Source organism: Arthrobacter ramosus (assembly GCF_039535095.1).
GTDB lineage: Bacteria > Actinomycetota > Actinomycetes > Actinomycetales > Micrococcaceae > Arthrobacter > Arthrobacter ramosus.
In genome coordinates, this window is the sequence record NZ_BAAAWN010000001.1 from 1,035,236 (window position 1) to 1,050,824 (window position 15,589).

General features: G+C 64.4%; 16 protein-coding genes. 13 read left to right on the forward strand and 3 right to left on the reverse strand.

The genetic code is table 11. From position 1 onward, the window contains the following. Window positions 1-7 precede the first annotated feature (7 nt). The 7 genes from ABD742_RS04945 to ABD742_RS04975 all read left to right on the forward strand — a co-directional run bounded on the left by ABD742_RS04945 (window position 8) and on the right by ABD742_RS04975 (window position 9,606). Window positions 8-1,174 carry a Gfo/Idh/MocA family protein gene (locus tag ABD742_RS04945; protein WP_234748508.1) on the forward strand — a complete coding sequence of 389 codons (1,167 nt, stop codon included), beginning with the start codon at window positions 8-10 and terminating at the stop codon, window positions 1,172-1,174. A 115-nt stretch (window positions 1,175-1,289) separates the two neighbouring features. Next, the gene (locus ABD742_RS04950) at window positions 1,290-2,336 is read left to right on the forward strand and encodes a LacI family DNA-binding transcriptional regulator (protein WP_234748505.1); all 1,047 of its coding nucleotides are present in this window, start codon (window positions 1,290-1,292) and stop codon (window positions 2,334-2,336) included. An 89-nt stretch (window positions 2,337-2,425) separates the two neighbouring features. Next, window positions 2,426-3,832 (forward strand): glucuronate isomerase, encoded by a 1,407-nt coding sequence (gene uxaC / locus ABD742_RS04955; protein WP_234748502.1) that lies wholly within the window; start codon window positions 2,426-2,428, stop codon window positions 3,830-3,832. An 86-nt stretch (window positions 3,833-3,918) separates the two neighbouring features. Continuing rightward, window positions 3,919-5,241, forward strand: a complete 1,323-nt coding sequence (locus ABD742_RS04960) for a mannitol dehydrogenase family protein (protein ID WP_234748650.1) — start codon at window positions 3,919-3,921, stop codon at window positions 5,239-5,241. 400 nt (window positions 5,242-5,641) lie between these two features. Then, the gene (gene manD / locus ABD742_RS04965; protein WP_234748499.1) at window positions 5,642-6,871 is read left to right on the forward strand and encodes a D-mannonate dehydratase ManD; all 1,230 of its coding nucleotides are present in this window, start codon (window positions 5,642-5,644) and stop codon (window positions 6,869-6,871) included. After that, window positions 6,861-9,209: a gluconokinase, GntK/IdnK-type gene (locus ABD742_RS04970; protein WP_234748496.1), complete on the forward strand. Its 2,349-nt coding sequence runs from the start codon at window positions 6,861-6,863 to the stop codon at window positions 9,207-9,209. Before manD ends, ABD742_RS04970 begins: the two co-directional genes overlap by 11 nt. A gap of 127 nt (window positions 9,210-9,336) precedes the next feature. Next, a complete protein-coding gene (locus ABD742_RS04975) occupies window positions 9,337-9,606 on the forward strand; it encodes a hypothetical protein (protein WP_139359719.1) in 270 nt (89 codons plus the stop codon). A gap of 1 nt (window position 9,607) precedes the next feature. Here ABD742_RS04975 and ABD742_RS04980 read toward each other — a convergent pair whose 3' ends face one another. After that, the gene (locus ABD742_RS04980) at window positions 9,608-10,342 is read right to left on the reverse strand and encodes an SOS response-associated peptidase (protein ID WP_234748493.1); all 735 of its coding nucleotides are present in this window, start codon (window positions 10,340-10,342) and stop codon (window positions 9,608-9,610) included. A gap of 106 nt (window positions 10,343-10,448) precedes the next feature. Here ABD742_RS04980 and ABD742_RS04985 point away from each other — a divergent pair, with 106 nt between their 5' ends. From ABD742_RS04985 to crcB, 3 genes are read left to right on the forward strand one after another with little or no spacing between them, the layout of a single operon-like run. Beyond that, the gene (locus ABD742_RS04985) at window positions 10,449-10,985 is read left to right on the forward strand and encodes a universal stress protein (protein WP_234748490.1); all 537 of its coding nucleotides are present in this window, start codon (window positions 10,449-10,451) and stop codon (window positions 10,983-10,985) included. Then, window positions 10,982-11,482: a fluoride efflux transporter FluC gene (locus ABD742_RS04990; protein WP_234748488.1), complete on the forward strand. Its 501-nt coding sequence runs from the start codon at window positions 10,982-10,984 to the stop codon at window positions 11,480-11,482. The genes ABD742_RS04985 and ABD742_RS04990 overlap by 4 nt, the downstream gene beginning before the upstream one ends. Beyond that, window positions 11,479-11,847 (forward strand): fluoride efflux transporter CrcB, encoded by a 369-nt coding sequence (gene crcB, locus ABD742_RS04995; protein WP_234748485.1) that lies wholly within the window; start codon window positions 11,479-11,481, stop codon window positions 11,845-11,847. Before ABD742_RS04990 ends, crcB begins: the two co-directional genes overlap by 4 nt. Window positions 11,848-12,082: 235 nt before the next feature. On the opposite strand, the gene ABD742_RS05000 is transcribed toward crcB, so the two are convergent. After that, a complete protein-coding gene (locus tag ABD742_RS05000) occupies window positions 12,083-12,259 on the reverse strand; it encodes a hypothetical protein (protein WP_234748483.1) in 177 nt (58 codons plus the stop codon). Between the two features lie 38 nt (window positions 12,260-12,297). Between ABD742_RS05000 and ABD742_RS05005 the strand changes: the two genes are divergently transcribed. The 3 genes from ABD742_RS05005 (at window position 12,298) to ABD742_RS05015 (ending at window position 14,686) form a co-directional block, all read left to right on the forward strand. Beyond that, the gene (locus ABD742_RS05005; RefSeq protein ID WP_234748480.1) at window positions 12,298-12,543 is read left to right on the forward strand and encodes a hypothetical protein; all 246 of its coding nucleotides are present in this window, start codon (window positions 12,298-12,300) and stop codon (window positions 12,541-12,543) included. 72 nt (window positions 12,544-12,615) lie between these two features. Beyond that, window positions 12,616-13,866: a Vgb family protein gene (locus ABD742_RS05010; protein ID WP_234748477.1), complete on the forward strand. Its 1,251-nt coding sequence runs from the start codon at window positions 12,616-12,618 to the stop codon at window positions 13,864-13,866. A gap of 673 nt (window positions 13,867-14,539) precedes the next feature. Beyond that, on the forward strand, window positions 14,540-14,686 hold the full coding sequence (locus tag ABD742_RS05015) for a lmo0937 family membrane protein (RefSeq protein WP_234748473.1): 147 nt from the start codon (window positions 14,540-14,542) through the stop codon (window positions 14,684-14,686). A 345-nt stretch (window positions 14,687-15,031) separates the two neighbouring features. Here the strand turns inward: ABD742_RS05015 and ABD742_RS05020 are convergent, their stop codons facing one another. Then, a complete protein-coding gene (locus ABD742_RS05020; protein WP_234748470.1) occupies window positions 15,032-15,589 on the reverse strand; it encodes a putative immunity protein in 558 nt (185 codons plus the stop codon).

A 15,589-nucleotide genomic window follows, 5' to 3' on the forward strand; every position in this document is an offset into this window, starting at 1 on the left:
TCCACTCATGAGCAAGAAAGTACGCCTTGGCATCATCGGCCTGGGCCAGCAGGGCGGCACGTACGCCAAGTTCATCACTGACGGAATGGTTCCGAACATGGTGATCGGCGCTAACTGCGACACCGATCCTGCAAAGAAGGAACTGGCCGCCTCCCGGTACCCTGAGGCGCCTTTCTACGACGACTACATCGCCATGCTTGAAAGCGGCGACGTCGATGCGATCGTCACGTGCGTGCCCCACTACCTGCACCCGGAAATGGGTATCGAATCGCTCAAGCGCAATATCCACGCCCTCGTGGAGAAGCCCGCCGGTGTCTACACCAAGCAGGTCAAGGAGCTCAATGAGTTCGCGGCCTCCAAGCCTGAGCTTTCCTTCGGCATCATGTTCAACCAGCGCAACAACCCGCTCTACAAGAAGCTCAAGGAGATCGTCGACAACGGCGAGATCGGGGCCATCCGCCGCACCAACTGGATCATCACCAACTGGTGGCGTCCGCAGGGCTACTACAACTCCAGCGAATGGCGCGCCACGTGGGGCGGCGAAGGCGGCGGTGTCCTGGTCAACCAGGCACCCCACCAGCTTGACCTGTGGCAATGGATCTGCGGCGTACCGAAGTCCGTCTACTCCAAGGTGGCGTACGGATTCCGCCGGGACATCGCCGTCGAAGACGAGGTCACCGCCGTCGTGGACTACGGTAACGGCGCCACCGGCGTCTTCGTCACGGCCACGCACGACCTCGTGGGCACGGACCGCTTCGAGATCCTGGGCGACCAGGGCAAGATCGTGGTGGAAAACAGCAAGACCGCCACCGTCACCCGCCTGGTCAAGCCCGAGCGCGAACTCAGCGACGGCATGGACATGGACGATGTCCGCAAGCTCTTCATGGGCGAGTTGAAGGCCGAGGACTACTACACCACCGAGGTCATCGAGTTCGAGTCGGCCTGGGGCGGACAGCACGCCGGGGTCCTGGAGAACTTCGCGGCCAACATCCTGGACGGAACTCCGTTGTTGGCACCCGGATCGGACGGCATCAAAGGCGTCCGACTGGCGAATGCCATCCACCTGTCGAGTTGGACCGGCAGGGAGGTCTCCCTGGACTTCGACGAGGAGGAGTACATGCGCGAACTCAACAAGCGCATCAGCGAGGAAGGCAAGTTCGCCGAGCGCTCGTAGTTCGTGGGGCACCCCCAGCAGCGCACGCAGCGGGGCACTTAAGCAGGGCGGTCGCCGGCCGAATGGTTTGGCAACCGTCCTGCTTTTTGTTGCCAAGCCAGATTACGATGGAGCAGTGACTGAAGCGACGAATTCCGGAGCAGCAACTTTCCCTGCCAAGCGTGGACGCGGGGAGAGATCCTCGCCCACCATTTACGACATCGCGAAGCTGGCGGGAGTCAACCCATCTACGGTTTCGCGCGCGCTGAGCAAGCCAGGCAGGGTCAGTGCCAAGACCCAGAAGATCATCGAGGATGCCGCCGAGCAGCTGAAGTACCAGGTGAACCCCTTCGCACGGGCACTTCCCACCGGCCGTACCCAGACGATCGGACTGATCGTCGCGGATATCACCAACCCGACGTTCTTCGACATTATCCGCGGTGCGGAAACCACGGGGTCCGGCCGGGACTACACCCTGGTGCTGGCCGAGTCCGCAGAGTCACCCGAAACTGAACTGATCGCGGCCCGCAGGATGTTGAGTTCGGTGGACGGCCTCATTTTGGCGAGTCCGCGCATGGACGACGAAAAGATCCTGGACTTGGCTGCGGACAAGCCGGTGGTCGTGATCAATCGCGAAATAGATGGAGTGCCATGCGTGGTCCCGGACGTCAACACGGGGATTAGCCAGGCCGTGCGGAGCCTTGCCGCCAACGGCCACCGGGAGCTTGCTTATGTCGCGGGGCCGCCGCAGTCCTGGATGTCGCGCCGCCGCTGGGAAGGCGTCCAAGCCGCCTGCGATTGGTACAAGGTGGGGGCGGTCCGCTTGGAATCGTCCAAGCCAACCGTCGACGGCGGCCGCCAAATAGCGCGCGACGTCCTGGCGAGCGGTGCGACGGCGGTGATCACCTATAACGATCTCCTCGCCATAGGCCTCATGCAGGAGCTTCAGGCCGCCGGCATGCACGTTCCGGACCAGATCAGCATTGTGGGCTTTGACGACATCTTCGGGGCAGACTTCACGACGCCGGCGCTTACTACCGTGAGGTCGCCGTTGGGGGAGTGCGGTTCCCGCGCTGCCACCCTCCTGCTGGACATGTTGCTAGGCCACGATTGGCCCGCGGGAGCAGTTCGCGTAGATACGGAGCTCGTGGTGCGCGGCTCCAGCGGACGGCTGATTGCCTAGATTCAAGCCATCCCCGGGAGCAGTTGCAACGGGATGGCAATAGATGGCAACCGGTTGACAGATTGATTTTTCCGGCTGAAAATTGACCTATGTCACAGTCGATCGCAGCCAATCCTGACCGGCTCCTGCCCGCGGATCCCGGGACGCGCAGCATTGCGCGCTCGCTTCTGGAGCGCGTCCAGGACCTGCCCATCATCTCTCCGCACGGCCACGTTGACGCCGCCGTCATCGAGCACAACACCCCGTTCCCTGATCCGGCCGCGCTCCTGGTCAGCCCCGACCACTACGTCACCCGGCTGATCCACGCCAGCGGAGTCCCCATGGGCAAGCTGCTCTCGGGAGGCGCCAACCCCTCCGAATCGCGGGAGATCTGGCGGACCTTCGTCCAGTCCTGGCCCCTCTTCGAAGGCACTGCCTCCGGGTACTGGCTGCGCACGCAGTTCGAAAGTGTGTTCAAGCTCGGCGCGGACCTTGGCGAGATGTCTGCCGACGCCAGCTACGACGTCATTGCCGCCAAGCTCGTCGAGCCCGACTTCCGTCCCCGCCAGCTCTTCAAGGACTTCAACATCGAGGTCCTGGCCACCACGGACGATCCCCTGGACAGCCTGGCCAGCCACAAGGCCATCGCAGAGGACCCCTCCTTCAACGGCCGGGTGCTGCCGACCTTCCGTCCGGATGCCTACCTGAACATCGCCCACCCGGCGTGGAGTGCCAACGTCGAGCGGCTCATCGAGACGGCGAGCGACGGCGCCACCGGCTACACCGGCTACATCACGGCCCTGGAAAACCGGCGTCGCTATTTCGTGGACCATGGCGCGGTCTCCGCGGACCACGGCGTCCTCACCCCGGCAACGCTCAAGCTGGACCGGAGCGAAGCCGAGCGGATCTTCGAGCTTGCGCGTGCCGGCAAGGCCACGGCCGAGGACCGCAATACTTTCGAAGCCCACATGATGTACCAGATGGCCAGGATGTCCGTCGAAGACGGCCTGGTCATGACCATCCACCCGGGTTCGTTCCGCAACCACCACCAGCCCACCTTCGAGGCCTATGGTGCGGACACCGGACACGACATCCCGTTCGCCACCAACTACACCGAAGCCATCCGGCCCCTGCTCCAGGACTTCGGCACGGCCAAGGACTTCCACTTGGTGCTGTTCACCCTGGACGAGACGGTGTTTTCCCGCGAACTGGCGCCGCTGGCAGGGTTCTATCCCTCCGTGTACCTCGGCGCACCGTGGTGGTTCCTCGATGCACCGGATGCCATCCTGCGCTTCCGCTCCGCCGTCACCGAAACCACGGGCTTCTCCCGGTCGTCGGGTTTCATCGACGACACCCGCGCGTTCTGCTCCATCCCGGCCCGGCACGACGCCTCCCGCCGGATCGAAGCATCCTTCCTCGCCCGCCTCGTCGCCGAGCATCGTGTCAGCGAAGACCGTGCCCACGAAATCATCGTCGACGTCGTCGACTCCTCACCCCGAAGGGTCTTCAAGCTGTGACCAACGAACCCGAGCAGGCCGCGGATCTTCCCCGCTTGAGCCGTGCCATCAAGCCCATCGGCAAAGCCCCGGTGCGCATCGTGCACATGGGGCTGGGTGCCTTCCACCGATCCCACCAGGCGTGGTACACCCAGCATGCAGGCGACGCGGCGGAGTGGGGTATCGCCTCCTTCACGGGCCGCCGCCCGGATGCCGCAGAGGTCCTGGCCGCCCAGGACGGCCTCTATACCGTGGTCGAGCGTTCGGACGCCGGTGATTCTTTCGAAGTCATCGGCAGCATCGTCGAGGCTGTTGACGGTGCCGACGTCGAGCGCTTTGTCGAGCTTGTCGCCGCGCCGCTGACTTCGCTCATCACGCTCACCATCACCGAGGCCGCCTACCGGCTCGGGGCCGACGGCAAGTTGGACAACCAAGCGCCGGACGTCGTCGCGGACCTCGCCTTGCTTGCTGACGGTTCTGCTTCCGGCAAGCCGACGACGCCGCTGGGCCGCCTGGTACTCGGCCTCGCCGCGCGCCGCGACGCCGACGCCGGTCCACTCGCCGTCGTCTGCTGCGACAATCTCTCCAACAACGGGACCGTTGCCAGAAGCGCCGTGATGGGGATGGCCAAGGCGTTCGACGCCGGGCTCGCCGCGTGGATCGACGCCAACGTCAGTTTTGTCAGTACCTCCGTTGACCGCATCACGCCGCGGACGACGGACGCCGATATCGATGCCGTCGCTGCCGGCTGCGGATACCGCGACGAATCACCCGTGGTCGCCGAGCCCTTCCGCAACTGGGTCCTCAGCGGGGACTTCCCCGCGGGACGCCCGCACTGGGAAGACGCGGGCGCCGTTTTCGTGGACGAGATCGAGCCGTACGAGAACCGGAAGCTGTGGCTCCTCAACGGCGCCCACTCGCTCCTCGCCTATGCCGGCCAGCTGCGCGGACACAAGACAGTGGCCGAAGCGCTCGCCGACGATTTCTGCCGACGGGCGGTGGAGGACTTCTGGGACGAGGCCGCCTCCAGCTTGCATGGTGAGGGCTTGCGCATCCCCGAGTATCGGGCTGCCCTGCTGGAACGCTTCGGGAATTCCCGGATCGCTCACCACCTGGCCCAGATAGCCATGGATGGCAGCGCCAAGCTGCGCATGCGGGCGCTGCCTGTGCTCCGCGCCGAGCGCGCCGCCGGCCGCAGCGGCCAAGCGGCTGCACGGATGATCGCGGCCTGGTCTGCCTACACCGCCACGGCAACCGGTCTCCAGGACCCGCAGGCGGCAGACATCGCCGCCGCGAACCTCCTCACGGGCCGTGCCCGGCTCGAGGCTCTGCTCGGCCTCGTGGATCCGGACCTGGTTGCCGACGCGGCGATCGTGGACCTCGTCGAGCGCTTGGCCGAGACCTTCGCGGCCGCCGGCAACCTCAGCTAGTCCGGCAAGCACTTTCGACGGCGCCCGTCACCTTCCGCGCGAAGGCGATGGGCGCCGTCGTGTAGGCCCGGATATCTGAGCGAGCGTTTGGCAGATAGACGAATTATGTGAGCGAGCGTTGGCGGAAAGTGCCACGTATGTGAGCCGGCGTTTGGCAGAACACACTCTCGCTCACATATACGGCACTTTCCGCCAACGCTCGCTCACCTTTGGCGGCTTTTTCGCCAACGCTCGCTCACCTCTTCTGAGCGAGAGCCCTCGGAACATTTCTCCACGAAATAATCCTGCAACCGGTTGCCAAAAATTGTCATCCATCCTAAGATCGTCTTTACCCGCCCTGTGGTGCACGTCGCATCCGGGCCAGGCCAGCCCTCGATCAGCAACCCTGAAAGGACCAGCTGTGAAAATCATTGCTGCTGAAGTCTTCGTGACCAGCCCCACCCGGAACTTCGTGACTTTGCGGATCACCACCGAGGACGGCGTGACCGGCATCGGCGACGCGACCCTGAACGGCCGTGAACTCGCCGTGGCCGCGTATCTGAAGGAACACGTGGCGCAGCTGCTGATCGGCAAGGACCCGCACCGGATCGAGGACACCTGGCAGTTCCTTTACCGCTCCTCGTACTGGCGCCGTGGCCCCGTCACCATGGCCGCCATCGCCGCCGTCGACATGGCGCTGTGGGACATCAAGGGCAAGGTGGCCGGACTGCCGGTCTACCAGCTCCTGGGCGGCGCCTCCCGCAACGGGCTGCGCGCGTACGGCCACGCCTCGGGCGCGGACATCCCCTCCTTGTTCGACTCGGTCCGGGAGCACCTGGAGCTCGGTTACAAGTCGATCCGCATCCAGACCGCCATCCCGGGCATCAAGGCCGTCTACGGCGTGGCCGCCCAGGCGCAGGCTTCGGGTGAGCGCTACGACTACGAGCCAGCCGGCCGCGGTGCGTTTCCGCAGGAAGAGGACTGGGACACGCGTGCCTACCTGCGCCACCTGCCCACGGTCTTTGAAGCAGTGCGCAACGAATTCGGCCCGGAAATCCCGCTGCTGCACGATGGCCACCACCGTATGACCCCCATCCAGGCCGCCAAGCTTGGCAAGGCGCTGGAACCGTACGATCTCTTCTGGCTCGAGGATTGCACCCCGGCCGAAAACCAGGAAGGGCTGCGCCTGGTCCGCCAGCACACCACGACCCCGCTGGCCATCGGTGAAATCTTCAACACGGTCTATGACTTCCAGACGCTTATCAAGGAACAGCTGATCGATTACGTCCGGGCCGCGTCCACGCACTTCGGCGGGATCTCGCCGCTGAAGAAGGTCATGGACTTCGCTGCCCAGTACCAGATCAAGTCCGGATTCCACGGCCCCACCGACATTTCCCCTGTCGGGTTCGCCGCGCAGCTGCACGTTGGCCTTGCCATCCACAACTACGGCATCCAGGAGTACATGCAGCACTCGGACAAGACCAACACGGTCTTCGAGCAGTCGATGACCTTCACCGACGGCTACCTGCACCCGGGCGACAAGCCGGGCCTCGGCGTCGACTTCAATGAAGAAGCCGCCAACTCCTTCCCGTACCAGCAGGCCTACTTGCCCTACAACCGCCTCGTGGACGGCACCGTTCATGACTGGTAGGAACGTAGCCATGGCCGGGGACCTCGGCGCAGCTGCGGAAAATCCGCGGCGCATTGTGGTGATGGGCGTTTCCGGCTGCGGCAAGACAACCATCGGGGACCTCGTGGCCCGGGCTCTCGGAGTTCCGTTCCTCGACGGCGATTCGCTCCACCCGGTGGAAAACGTTGCCAAAATGGCCGCTGGAACCCCGCTCACTGACGAAGACCGCTGGCCGTGGCTTGCGACGGTCGGCACCGAACTCGCCAACGCCGAAGACGGCGGGCTGGTGCTCGCCTGCTCCGCCCTCCGGCGCAGCTACCGTGATGCCATTCGTGAGAAAGCCCCGGACACCGTCTTCCTGCACCTGCACGGCAGCAAAGAGGTGCTGAGGGAACGGACAGAAGGGCGTTCCGGCCACTTCATGCCGCCTGCCCTCCTTGATTCGCAGCTCACCACCCTGGAACCGCTCGACGCCGACGAGGCCGGGTTTGTCGTGGACATCGCCGTCCCGGTAAGCGAGGTGGTCGCGGAAGCGCTGGCCGGGATTGCCGCCGTCGCAGGTTCCAAAGCTCCGGCGGGCGGTAGCGCCGCCGGTGCCGGGGGCACCCCAGCGCGGCAGTTCGACGTCGACCTCCAGTCGGCGCCGTTCAACCTCGACGACGACGCCGTTGCGTGGGTGGACTCCACCATCCGCGGCATGAGCCTCGAGGAGAAAATCGGGCAGCTCTTCATCAATCACAATAACGATTACTCCCCGGAGTACCTCGACGGTGTACTGGAGAACTATCACGTTGGCGGGATGCGGTACAGGCCGGGTCCGTCCGCCGCTGTCCAGCAACACATCCGTTATGCGCAGTCCAAAACGCGGATCCCGCTCCTGGTGGCCTCCAACCCGGAAATGGGAGGAGCCGGAAGCTGCGACGACGGAACTTTTGTGTCGACCCACCTGCAGGCCGGTTCCCACCCGGATAAGTCCATCGCCAGGAAGATGGGCCAGGTGGCCGGTGTGGAAACCGCGGCTTTGGGCTGCAACTGGGCCTTCGCACCGATCGTGGACATCCACTACAACTGGCGCAACACGGTCATTTCCACCCGGGCCTTCGGCAACACACCGGAAATCGTGGTGGAGCGCGCCAAGGAGTACTTCGACGGCATCAGCGAATCGCCCACCGTCTGTGCTATCAAGCACTTCCCGGGCGACGGCGTGGACGAACGCGACCAGCACGTCGTCACTTCGTACAACACGCTCGGGTACGCGGAATGGAATTCCAGCTACGGGCACGTGTACCGGGAAATGATCGGCCACGGGGTCCAATCCATCATGGTCGGACACATCGGGGCGCCGGAGCTCACACGGCATTTCCGTCCGGGGACGGAAGACAGGGACATACTTCCAGCCACCCTCGCTCCGGAGCTTCTCCAGGACTTGCTCCGTGGCGAGCTCGGCTTCAACGGCTTGATCCTCACTGATGCATCCCAAATGGTCGGCCTCACCCAGGCCAAGAAGCGCAAGGACCTCGTTCCAGCCACCATCGCCGCCGGCTGCGACATGTTCCTGTTCTTCCGCAACCCGGCGGAGGACTTTCAGTACATGATGGACGGCTACAAGTCCGGCGTGATCACCGATCAGCGCCTGCATGACGCACTGCGCCGGATTCTGGGGTTGAAGGCCAGCCTGGGGCTGCACAAGAAACTGCCGGAAGAATTGACGCCGTCGCCTGAGGCACTGCGGCTGATCGGCAGCGAAGCCCACCTCGCCGTCGCCGCCGAAATCGCCGACAAGACCGTCACCCTGATCAAGGACACCGCCGGCAACCTGCCCATCACGCCGGAAACGCATAAGCGCATTCGCCTGTACGGCATCTCGGGCGGTTCCGATTTCACCCGGGCGGATCCGCTGGCCTACCTGGATACGGTCAAGGAGGAACTTGAAATCGCCGGTTTCGAGGTCCACCTCTTTAAGACGGCGGAGCAGCGTGAAGCTGCGGGGGAGCCGGGCGTGAACTTCATGAGCGTCATATCCGACGAAGCCACCGGCGATTATGCGGACAAGTATGATGCCGCGTTCGTCTTCGCTTGCGTGTTGGGCTTTGCCCAGGAGGCGGCGATCCGCATCAAGTGGTCCAGCCCCATGGCGGCGGAAATCCCTTGGTACGTCACAGAAGTCCCTACAGTGTTCGTCTCGCTGAACCAGCCGAACCACTTGATCGATGTGCCGATGGTCAAGACGGCCATCAATGCCCATGCAGGGACTCGGGAGGCCATCCGGGCTACCATCCAGAAAATCCAGGGCAAGTCCGAGTTCCAGGGAACGTTCAACGAAAACGTGTTCTGCGATTCATTCGACACCCGGCTTTAGCCCGTGGCGGCCATTTCCCAGCTGCATGGGGAATGGCCGTCGAATGCCCGGTGGCCGGAATGATGGAGCTATGGAGTTCGAATCTCCTGACCTCCATATTGTCGATGCCTCGCAGTAGTATTCGGGCATGCCTGACCAGCCCGAATATCCCGCGCCGTTGAATTCAGTCGGCGCCCCGCCGCCGCGGCAAACGGAGCCGCTGTCAACCGTTTCAAGGGTGCCCGTTATCGCCAAGCTCGTTTGGCCGAAGTACCTTCAATACGTTCCGGCCATGGTCACCCGGACGTCCGAGGGCAAGGTCCTGGTGCAATGGTGGCCGAATCCCTTCGGATCGGCCACCAGATTGACTTGGCTAAAGGATACGGACGTGAGGGCCGAGCTGCGCTACGAGCGTTGAGTCAGGCGGCCGGGTTCGCGATGTCCACCAACTTGGTGTTGTCGTCCACGAGTTCCACGGGCCTCATTGTCCATGACGACGCCAAGCCATACGCATCGCCCAGCACGGCGTCCAGCAGGGCCTGGCCCCTGGTTTCCTTGGGGTCGATCCAATCGTTGATCATGTCCGGAGAAATCGGGACCGGGATCCGGTCATGCAAATTGTGCAGTCTTTCGTGAACGCCTTCCGGAGGGGAATCCATGGTCAGGATCGAGCAGGACAAGCGCCACGCGCCGGGCGCGGACTTGTCCTCGATGCTCTCGTCGCGCCATGGCGCAAACAATCCGGCGAAGGTAATCAGCTCATCCTGCGGTTCGACGATGTAGCGCTGCTTCGGATCCTTGCGGCCGGGACCCGATTTCTTCCACTCGTAGTAGGCAGAGGCCGGGACGACCGCCCGCCATTTGGGCAGAGACGCCCTGAATACCGGGATTGCCCCGGCGGTTTCCGAGCGCGCATTCCAGGTGGGTACTTTCGAATCGAAGGACTTGGAGAATGTTGGAACCAAGCCCCACCGCCCGGCCGCGAGCTCGCGTCCGACTGAACCGTCCCCGGCCCGTCCCCTCAGAAAGACCACAGGGTCAGTCGGGTTGATCTGGAGCGTTGGCGAGGGGTAGTCGGTATCACCGCGCAGCACGGCACCGAGCTTCCTCGAGAGATAGTCTGCTTCGAAACCGACACTGAACCGACCGCACATATCGACATTCTCGCTTAGCGCCTGGGACAACGCCAGTCGCAGAAGCCCATACTGGAGCAAGATGGAAGAACCCGCATCCTCACACCCCGGACATCTGGAGGGCCCCATGAGCAACCCCCGCGGCGAGGACGCGCCGCCGGCCAAGGGCGGCCCCGCCCATTTGGCCGGACCGGTGCTGGCAGGAGTGCTCCCGAACCAGCCTGTCACAGTGATTGAGAAAGCCGCCGAAGTAGCAATCAGCGCCGGATTGGAACTGGTCCTGGCCTTCGCTGATGTCACGAGCTTCCCGGCGGCAGGGGACCGGGATGGGCATCTGGCGGCCCAAGCGATCGACCCGGACGGAATCGACGACGACGCCGCGGCCATCTCGGAGTCGCTCCAATCCCGCATCGCGGATCAACTCGACGGAACGGGTGTGCGGTGGACCTTTGTGACCCTGGCCGGCGAGCCTGCCCGGTCGCTTGGCCGATATGCAGCGAGTATCAACGCTTCCATGATCGTCGTGGGAACCAAGGAACATGGCCTTGGCCCGAAGTTTGAAGGACTCGTCACCGGATCGGTAGCCTTGCATCTGGCACATCGCCAGAACTGCCCCGTGCTCATGGTTCCCTTGGGCCGCCACGACCCAAGCAGGGATCAATGAAGGAAAGCAGCACCGCGCCACCGGGAGCCCAAACCCAGACGGCACCCCCGGACCGGCACCCGCACCGCCCCCTCCATCTGCACGGTCGGTTCGTGCTGCTTGTGGCGGCCGGCGGAATCCTGGGGGCTTTGAGCCGCTACGGGTTCGGCATGGCCCTTCCGGCGCCAAATGCGTGGCCGCTGCCCACCCTGCTTATCAATCTGTCCGGTGCGCTCGCGCTTGGCTGGCTCCTCGAAGTGCTCGCCCGAAGCGGGCCCGACGCCGGTCTCCGCCGGATTGCCCGCTTGGGCATTGGAAGTGGTTTCCTTGGGGCCTACACCACTTACAGCACCTTGGCGCTGGACTCGGTGCATCTCTTCGGAGCAGGACGCGGGATGGACGCTATGTGGTATCTGGTAGCCAGCCTGCTGGGCGGTGTCGTGGCCACAACCCTGGGGATTTGGCTTGGGGCGCTCCAGCACCGGTCCGCCCGTCAAGGGCAGAAGGCCCAGCCATGACCCTCCTTCTCATAGCGCTCGCGGGCGGGGCGGGCGCCGCCGCACGTTTCGTGGTGGATGGGGTGGTCCGTTCCTGGGCCAGGACTGCGCTGCCGCTGGGAACGATCTTCATCAACCTCTCCGGGTCGCTGCTCATGGGGATCCTGGCGGGACTGGTCATGGCACATCAGGCTCCCGAATCCCTTCAGTTGATTCTGGGCACTGGATTCCTCGGCGGGTACACGACTTTCAGCACGGCAAGCTTGGAGACCGTCAGGCTTGTCCAGAGCGGCCGGACAGGCCTTGCCCTCCTCAACGGAGTGGGCACTATGGCGGCATGCGTCGGAGCCGCGGCAGCCGGCGTCGGGCTGGTCTTGTTGTTCTGAAATGGCGCGTCAGCTATACAGCCCCGCCAGCGACTCAACAATGCGTTTCGCGCTTCCGTGGCGGGTCCTTCTTCGACCAGGCCGCATTGACGGGAACAGGCTCTGCCCTACGTGGCGGATTTGATCGCGTTGCGCCGGGTCCCTCCCAGCTGTTCGGTGTGCTGCTGTTGCCGGGTGGAAACGGTAAGGCCCACTCCCGTTCGGGCGTCCACCTCGCGGGCCGCGGCGGGCAGTGTCAGGCCCCAGCCTGCTTCAGGGCCTGCTCCTCGTGTCGGTAGCCGACCGTCTCGTAAGCTACGACGATGAGCGCGGGCGAGGCAGCGACGAGGAGCAGCGTGGTGCCCACGCTCGCACCGAGGCCCACCGCGACTACCGCAGATACAAGGACGAGCGCGGCCGCGCTGACAGTCAATCGGCAGCCACGACCGTACGGCTCTCACAACGTCGGCCGTGGGATTCGTTTCTGTCCTTGAAGCCGGTTTCAATGGCGGCAGCTTCCTCAATTACGGCGAGGACTACAGCTCGATGTTCATGGCCTCGCTCTTCGCCGTGGCCACGGGCAGCTACGCCTTCGGCGTCTACCTGCTGGGTCGTCGCGAGCGGCAGCCGCAGGTAGTCGCCGGTGAAAGCCGGACTCGCCGCACGCCGGGCTTCCGTCGCCACAAGCCCCCGTCACGCCCGCCAGCCGGTCCGTGAGCGGGCAACCCGCTGGCAGTATGCTGCGTTCTGAGGCTTTCTTGGTGTGCCATCGATTTTGGGGGTAGGGGTATGCGTTTCTCCGGGGTTCTAGCTGTGGCCGCCGTTGGCGGCATTCTGTTGGTTGGTGCTGGTCCTGCGATTGCGTCGGGGGATGTCGTGGACGTCGGGGGAACTCCGCTTTGCGTGGTCGTGGACGCAGACGGCACCGCCTATATCGGCGACTACTCCTGGGGCGGAGGGGTGAACGTTCTCCCTGCGGGGGCGAACAAGCCGTCCCGGACTCTGACGACCGGCTACGGCGCGGCGGGAATGGCCCTATCCGCCGATGGCACTTTGTATGTCGAAGGGTGGGACTCTGCCAAGCAGCAGGAGAAGCTCGGCGTGATCCCGAAGGGCTCCTCCGGCGTGACGCGCACGATTGCCCTCACCCCGGGCGCCCACCTCATCGCCGCGGCCCCGGACGGGACGGTGTTTGTTCCTAACCCCGACCTTGGCACGGTCTCGGTCATCCCGCCCGGAGCTGACGCGCCGGCGCGCGAGATCATCGTCGGAGTGAATCCCAGGGAAGTGGCCGTCGCCAAGGACGGCACTGCCTACGTGACCAACCAGAATGACGGGACGGTCTCGGTGATCCCTGCCGGCGCGAGCAGGGTCTCACGCACCATCCAGGTCAGCTCCACGCCCGGGCGGACGAGCGACCCGCACGGGATCGCGGTCGGGCCGGACGGCACCGTGTACGTCACCAATATCACGGCAAACGACGTCGCCGTGATCAAGCCCGGAGGCGCAGCGGTCGCCTACCGCGTGGCGGTGCCCGGGGGACCGAAGGAAGTCGCCGTCGGTTCGGACGGAGCTGTCTACGTCCTCTACATGGCCAACGGCTTATCCGTCATCCGACCTGGCGGAACGAGCGTTTCGCTCGGCCTGCCCGCGGGCCAGGACCCAGGGCATCTCGCCCTCGAACCCGACGGGTCCCTCATCGTCACCAACACAACTGCCAAATCCGTGGCTGTCTTCCCGTCCCAGGTACTCCACGCCTTCCAGCCGCCCCAGTCCACAGCTCAGGCGGCCCAGCCGCAGGGCGAGAACCCGGGTCCGACGGCACAGGTACCGTCCGACAACGCGGGGGCCGGCTTCTGGTCCAGCATTCCGGCAGTCCTTGGCGTTGTCGTCGCGGCGGTGCTGATAGGCGCTGCCGCACTGGTCCTGACAGCCAGACGGAGCAATCGTTTGAGAGCCCGCGAGGTTCTGGCATCTTCACTGGCGCCGGCAGAGAGGCCGGAAGAACTCCGCATCCTCTCGGATCAAGAGCAGGGCTGAGGGTCCCAACGAACGACGGGATGTCGCGTTGAGGGATCCGCCTACGAGCCGCGATGATTTGCCCGGCTCTCGTCGCGACGCTGTCGCTTGCAGGCTGCGACAGAACACCGATGGACAGCACCACAGGAGCGCCGACCAGAACGCCTACCCCAGCGGCCAGCACTTCCGCAGCCTTCCATCCCGGCGGCAGTGTGTCGGTGGGATGCGATGCGGCCAGGTCCACAAACCCGACAGAGCCCCCGCCAAACCCTGCCGATGATCTGGTCATCGGCCCGTTGGTGTACCCCGGATTGGGAAACGGCTACAACTATGGTTTCGGCCCTCACATTGACGCCGACGGCATAGCGTTTTTCAAGGAAGGTGCGGAACTGCCGGCCGACACCACGGTAACCGTTTCGATAGGCGCTCCGGCGCGGACCTGGGCCGGCATCCTGATCGAGTCCGGCCCTGCAGCCGGCTACTCCTCGGTCACCTACCGGAGCTGTTCATCCAAGTCCCAGTCGGGGCGCGTGTCCTGTCCACTAACCTCCGCGCCCGGGTCCTGCGGTGCCGGTGCGGCTTCCAAATGGAAAAACCGCACTGACCCACCCACTTACCTTCATTAGTAAGTATACTTAGTAATGAATGCCCTAGGCCGCCGGCCTGGGTACGCAAACAAACGAGGGAGACTCACATGTTGCTTTGGATAGCCATCATTATCGCCGTTCTCTGGCTTCTCGGCTTTATCGGCAACATCGGCGGTGGGCTCATTCACCTGCTTTTGGTTGTTGCCGTCGTCGTGCTGATTTTCCACTTCATCCGCGGCAGGTCACGCGTATAACGACGAACCTTTGCTCCGACGCTGGGACCCCTTATTCGACAAGGGGTCCCGGCGTCGTCGTTCGGCGTTAGCCCGGCCCTCGTAGGCCACGTCGTGCAAGCGGACCACTTGCCCGCCGGGCGCAGCGCGAAGACAGTGTGCTGCAGCGACTTCGATGAGGTCTGCATGGGCTTCCGAAGAGAAGGGCGGCGCTCAATGCCCAGATTGCAATTCGTTTCCCGCAAGTCATGTCGAAATCATTCGTGGGCTCCGGTGGGAAGTCAGGGCCACCGCCTGGGCGGAGGGCATATCGCAATCTCATGGCCGGGCGCCTAAAGCCGCTGAGCAGTCCCGTTAGCCGATCGCCTACCGAACACCTTCCTGTGGCGAGACACTGACCAAAGCGGCCTGAATCTTCCGAATGATTGACCCAAGAAGGCCCGACGAGAGAAGTCCGGAACCGAGCGGGCCCGCGGCGTCCTCACCAAGTGGCGGCAACTGCTGAAGCGCCGCCCTCACTTGAGCATTCATGTGCTCGAGTTGCCAGGAGACCTCGTCGGAGATGGCCGTCGGCTGATCCGGAGCGGCCAGCCCGGCCGCTTTCGCGGCGTAGGCGGCCGCGCCGAGAGCGTGCGCGCCCATGTGAGCGACGCCGGCGGCTTGTCCAGCCGCCCGCGCGGCCGCCACAGCCGCAGGAGAACTCACGGCGTGCGCGGCCCGCCCAGCAACGAAGCGCCGGCGAATCTCACCGGCGGCGTCAAGTTCACCGTGAGCAAACGCCCGAGTACGCGCGATGGCATCACGTGGCCGGCCATCTGTCGGGGCCTCCGTCTCGAACAAGACCAGGACTCGCTCAGCACAGTCCGCGGCCCACGCTGCCACGAGGCGACGATCGGCTTCTCTCAGTGTCTGCGTGGAAGACAC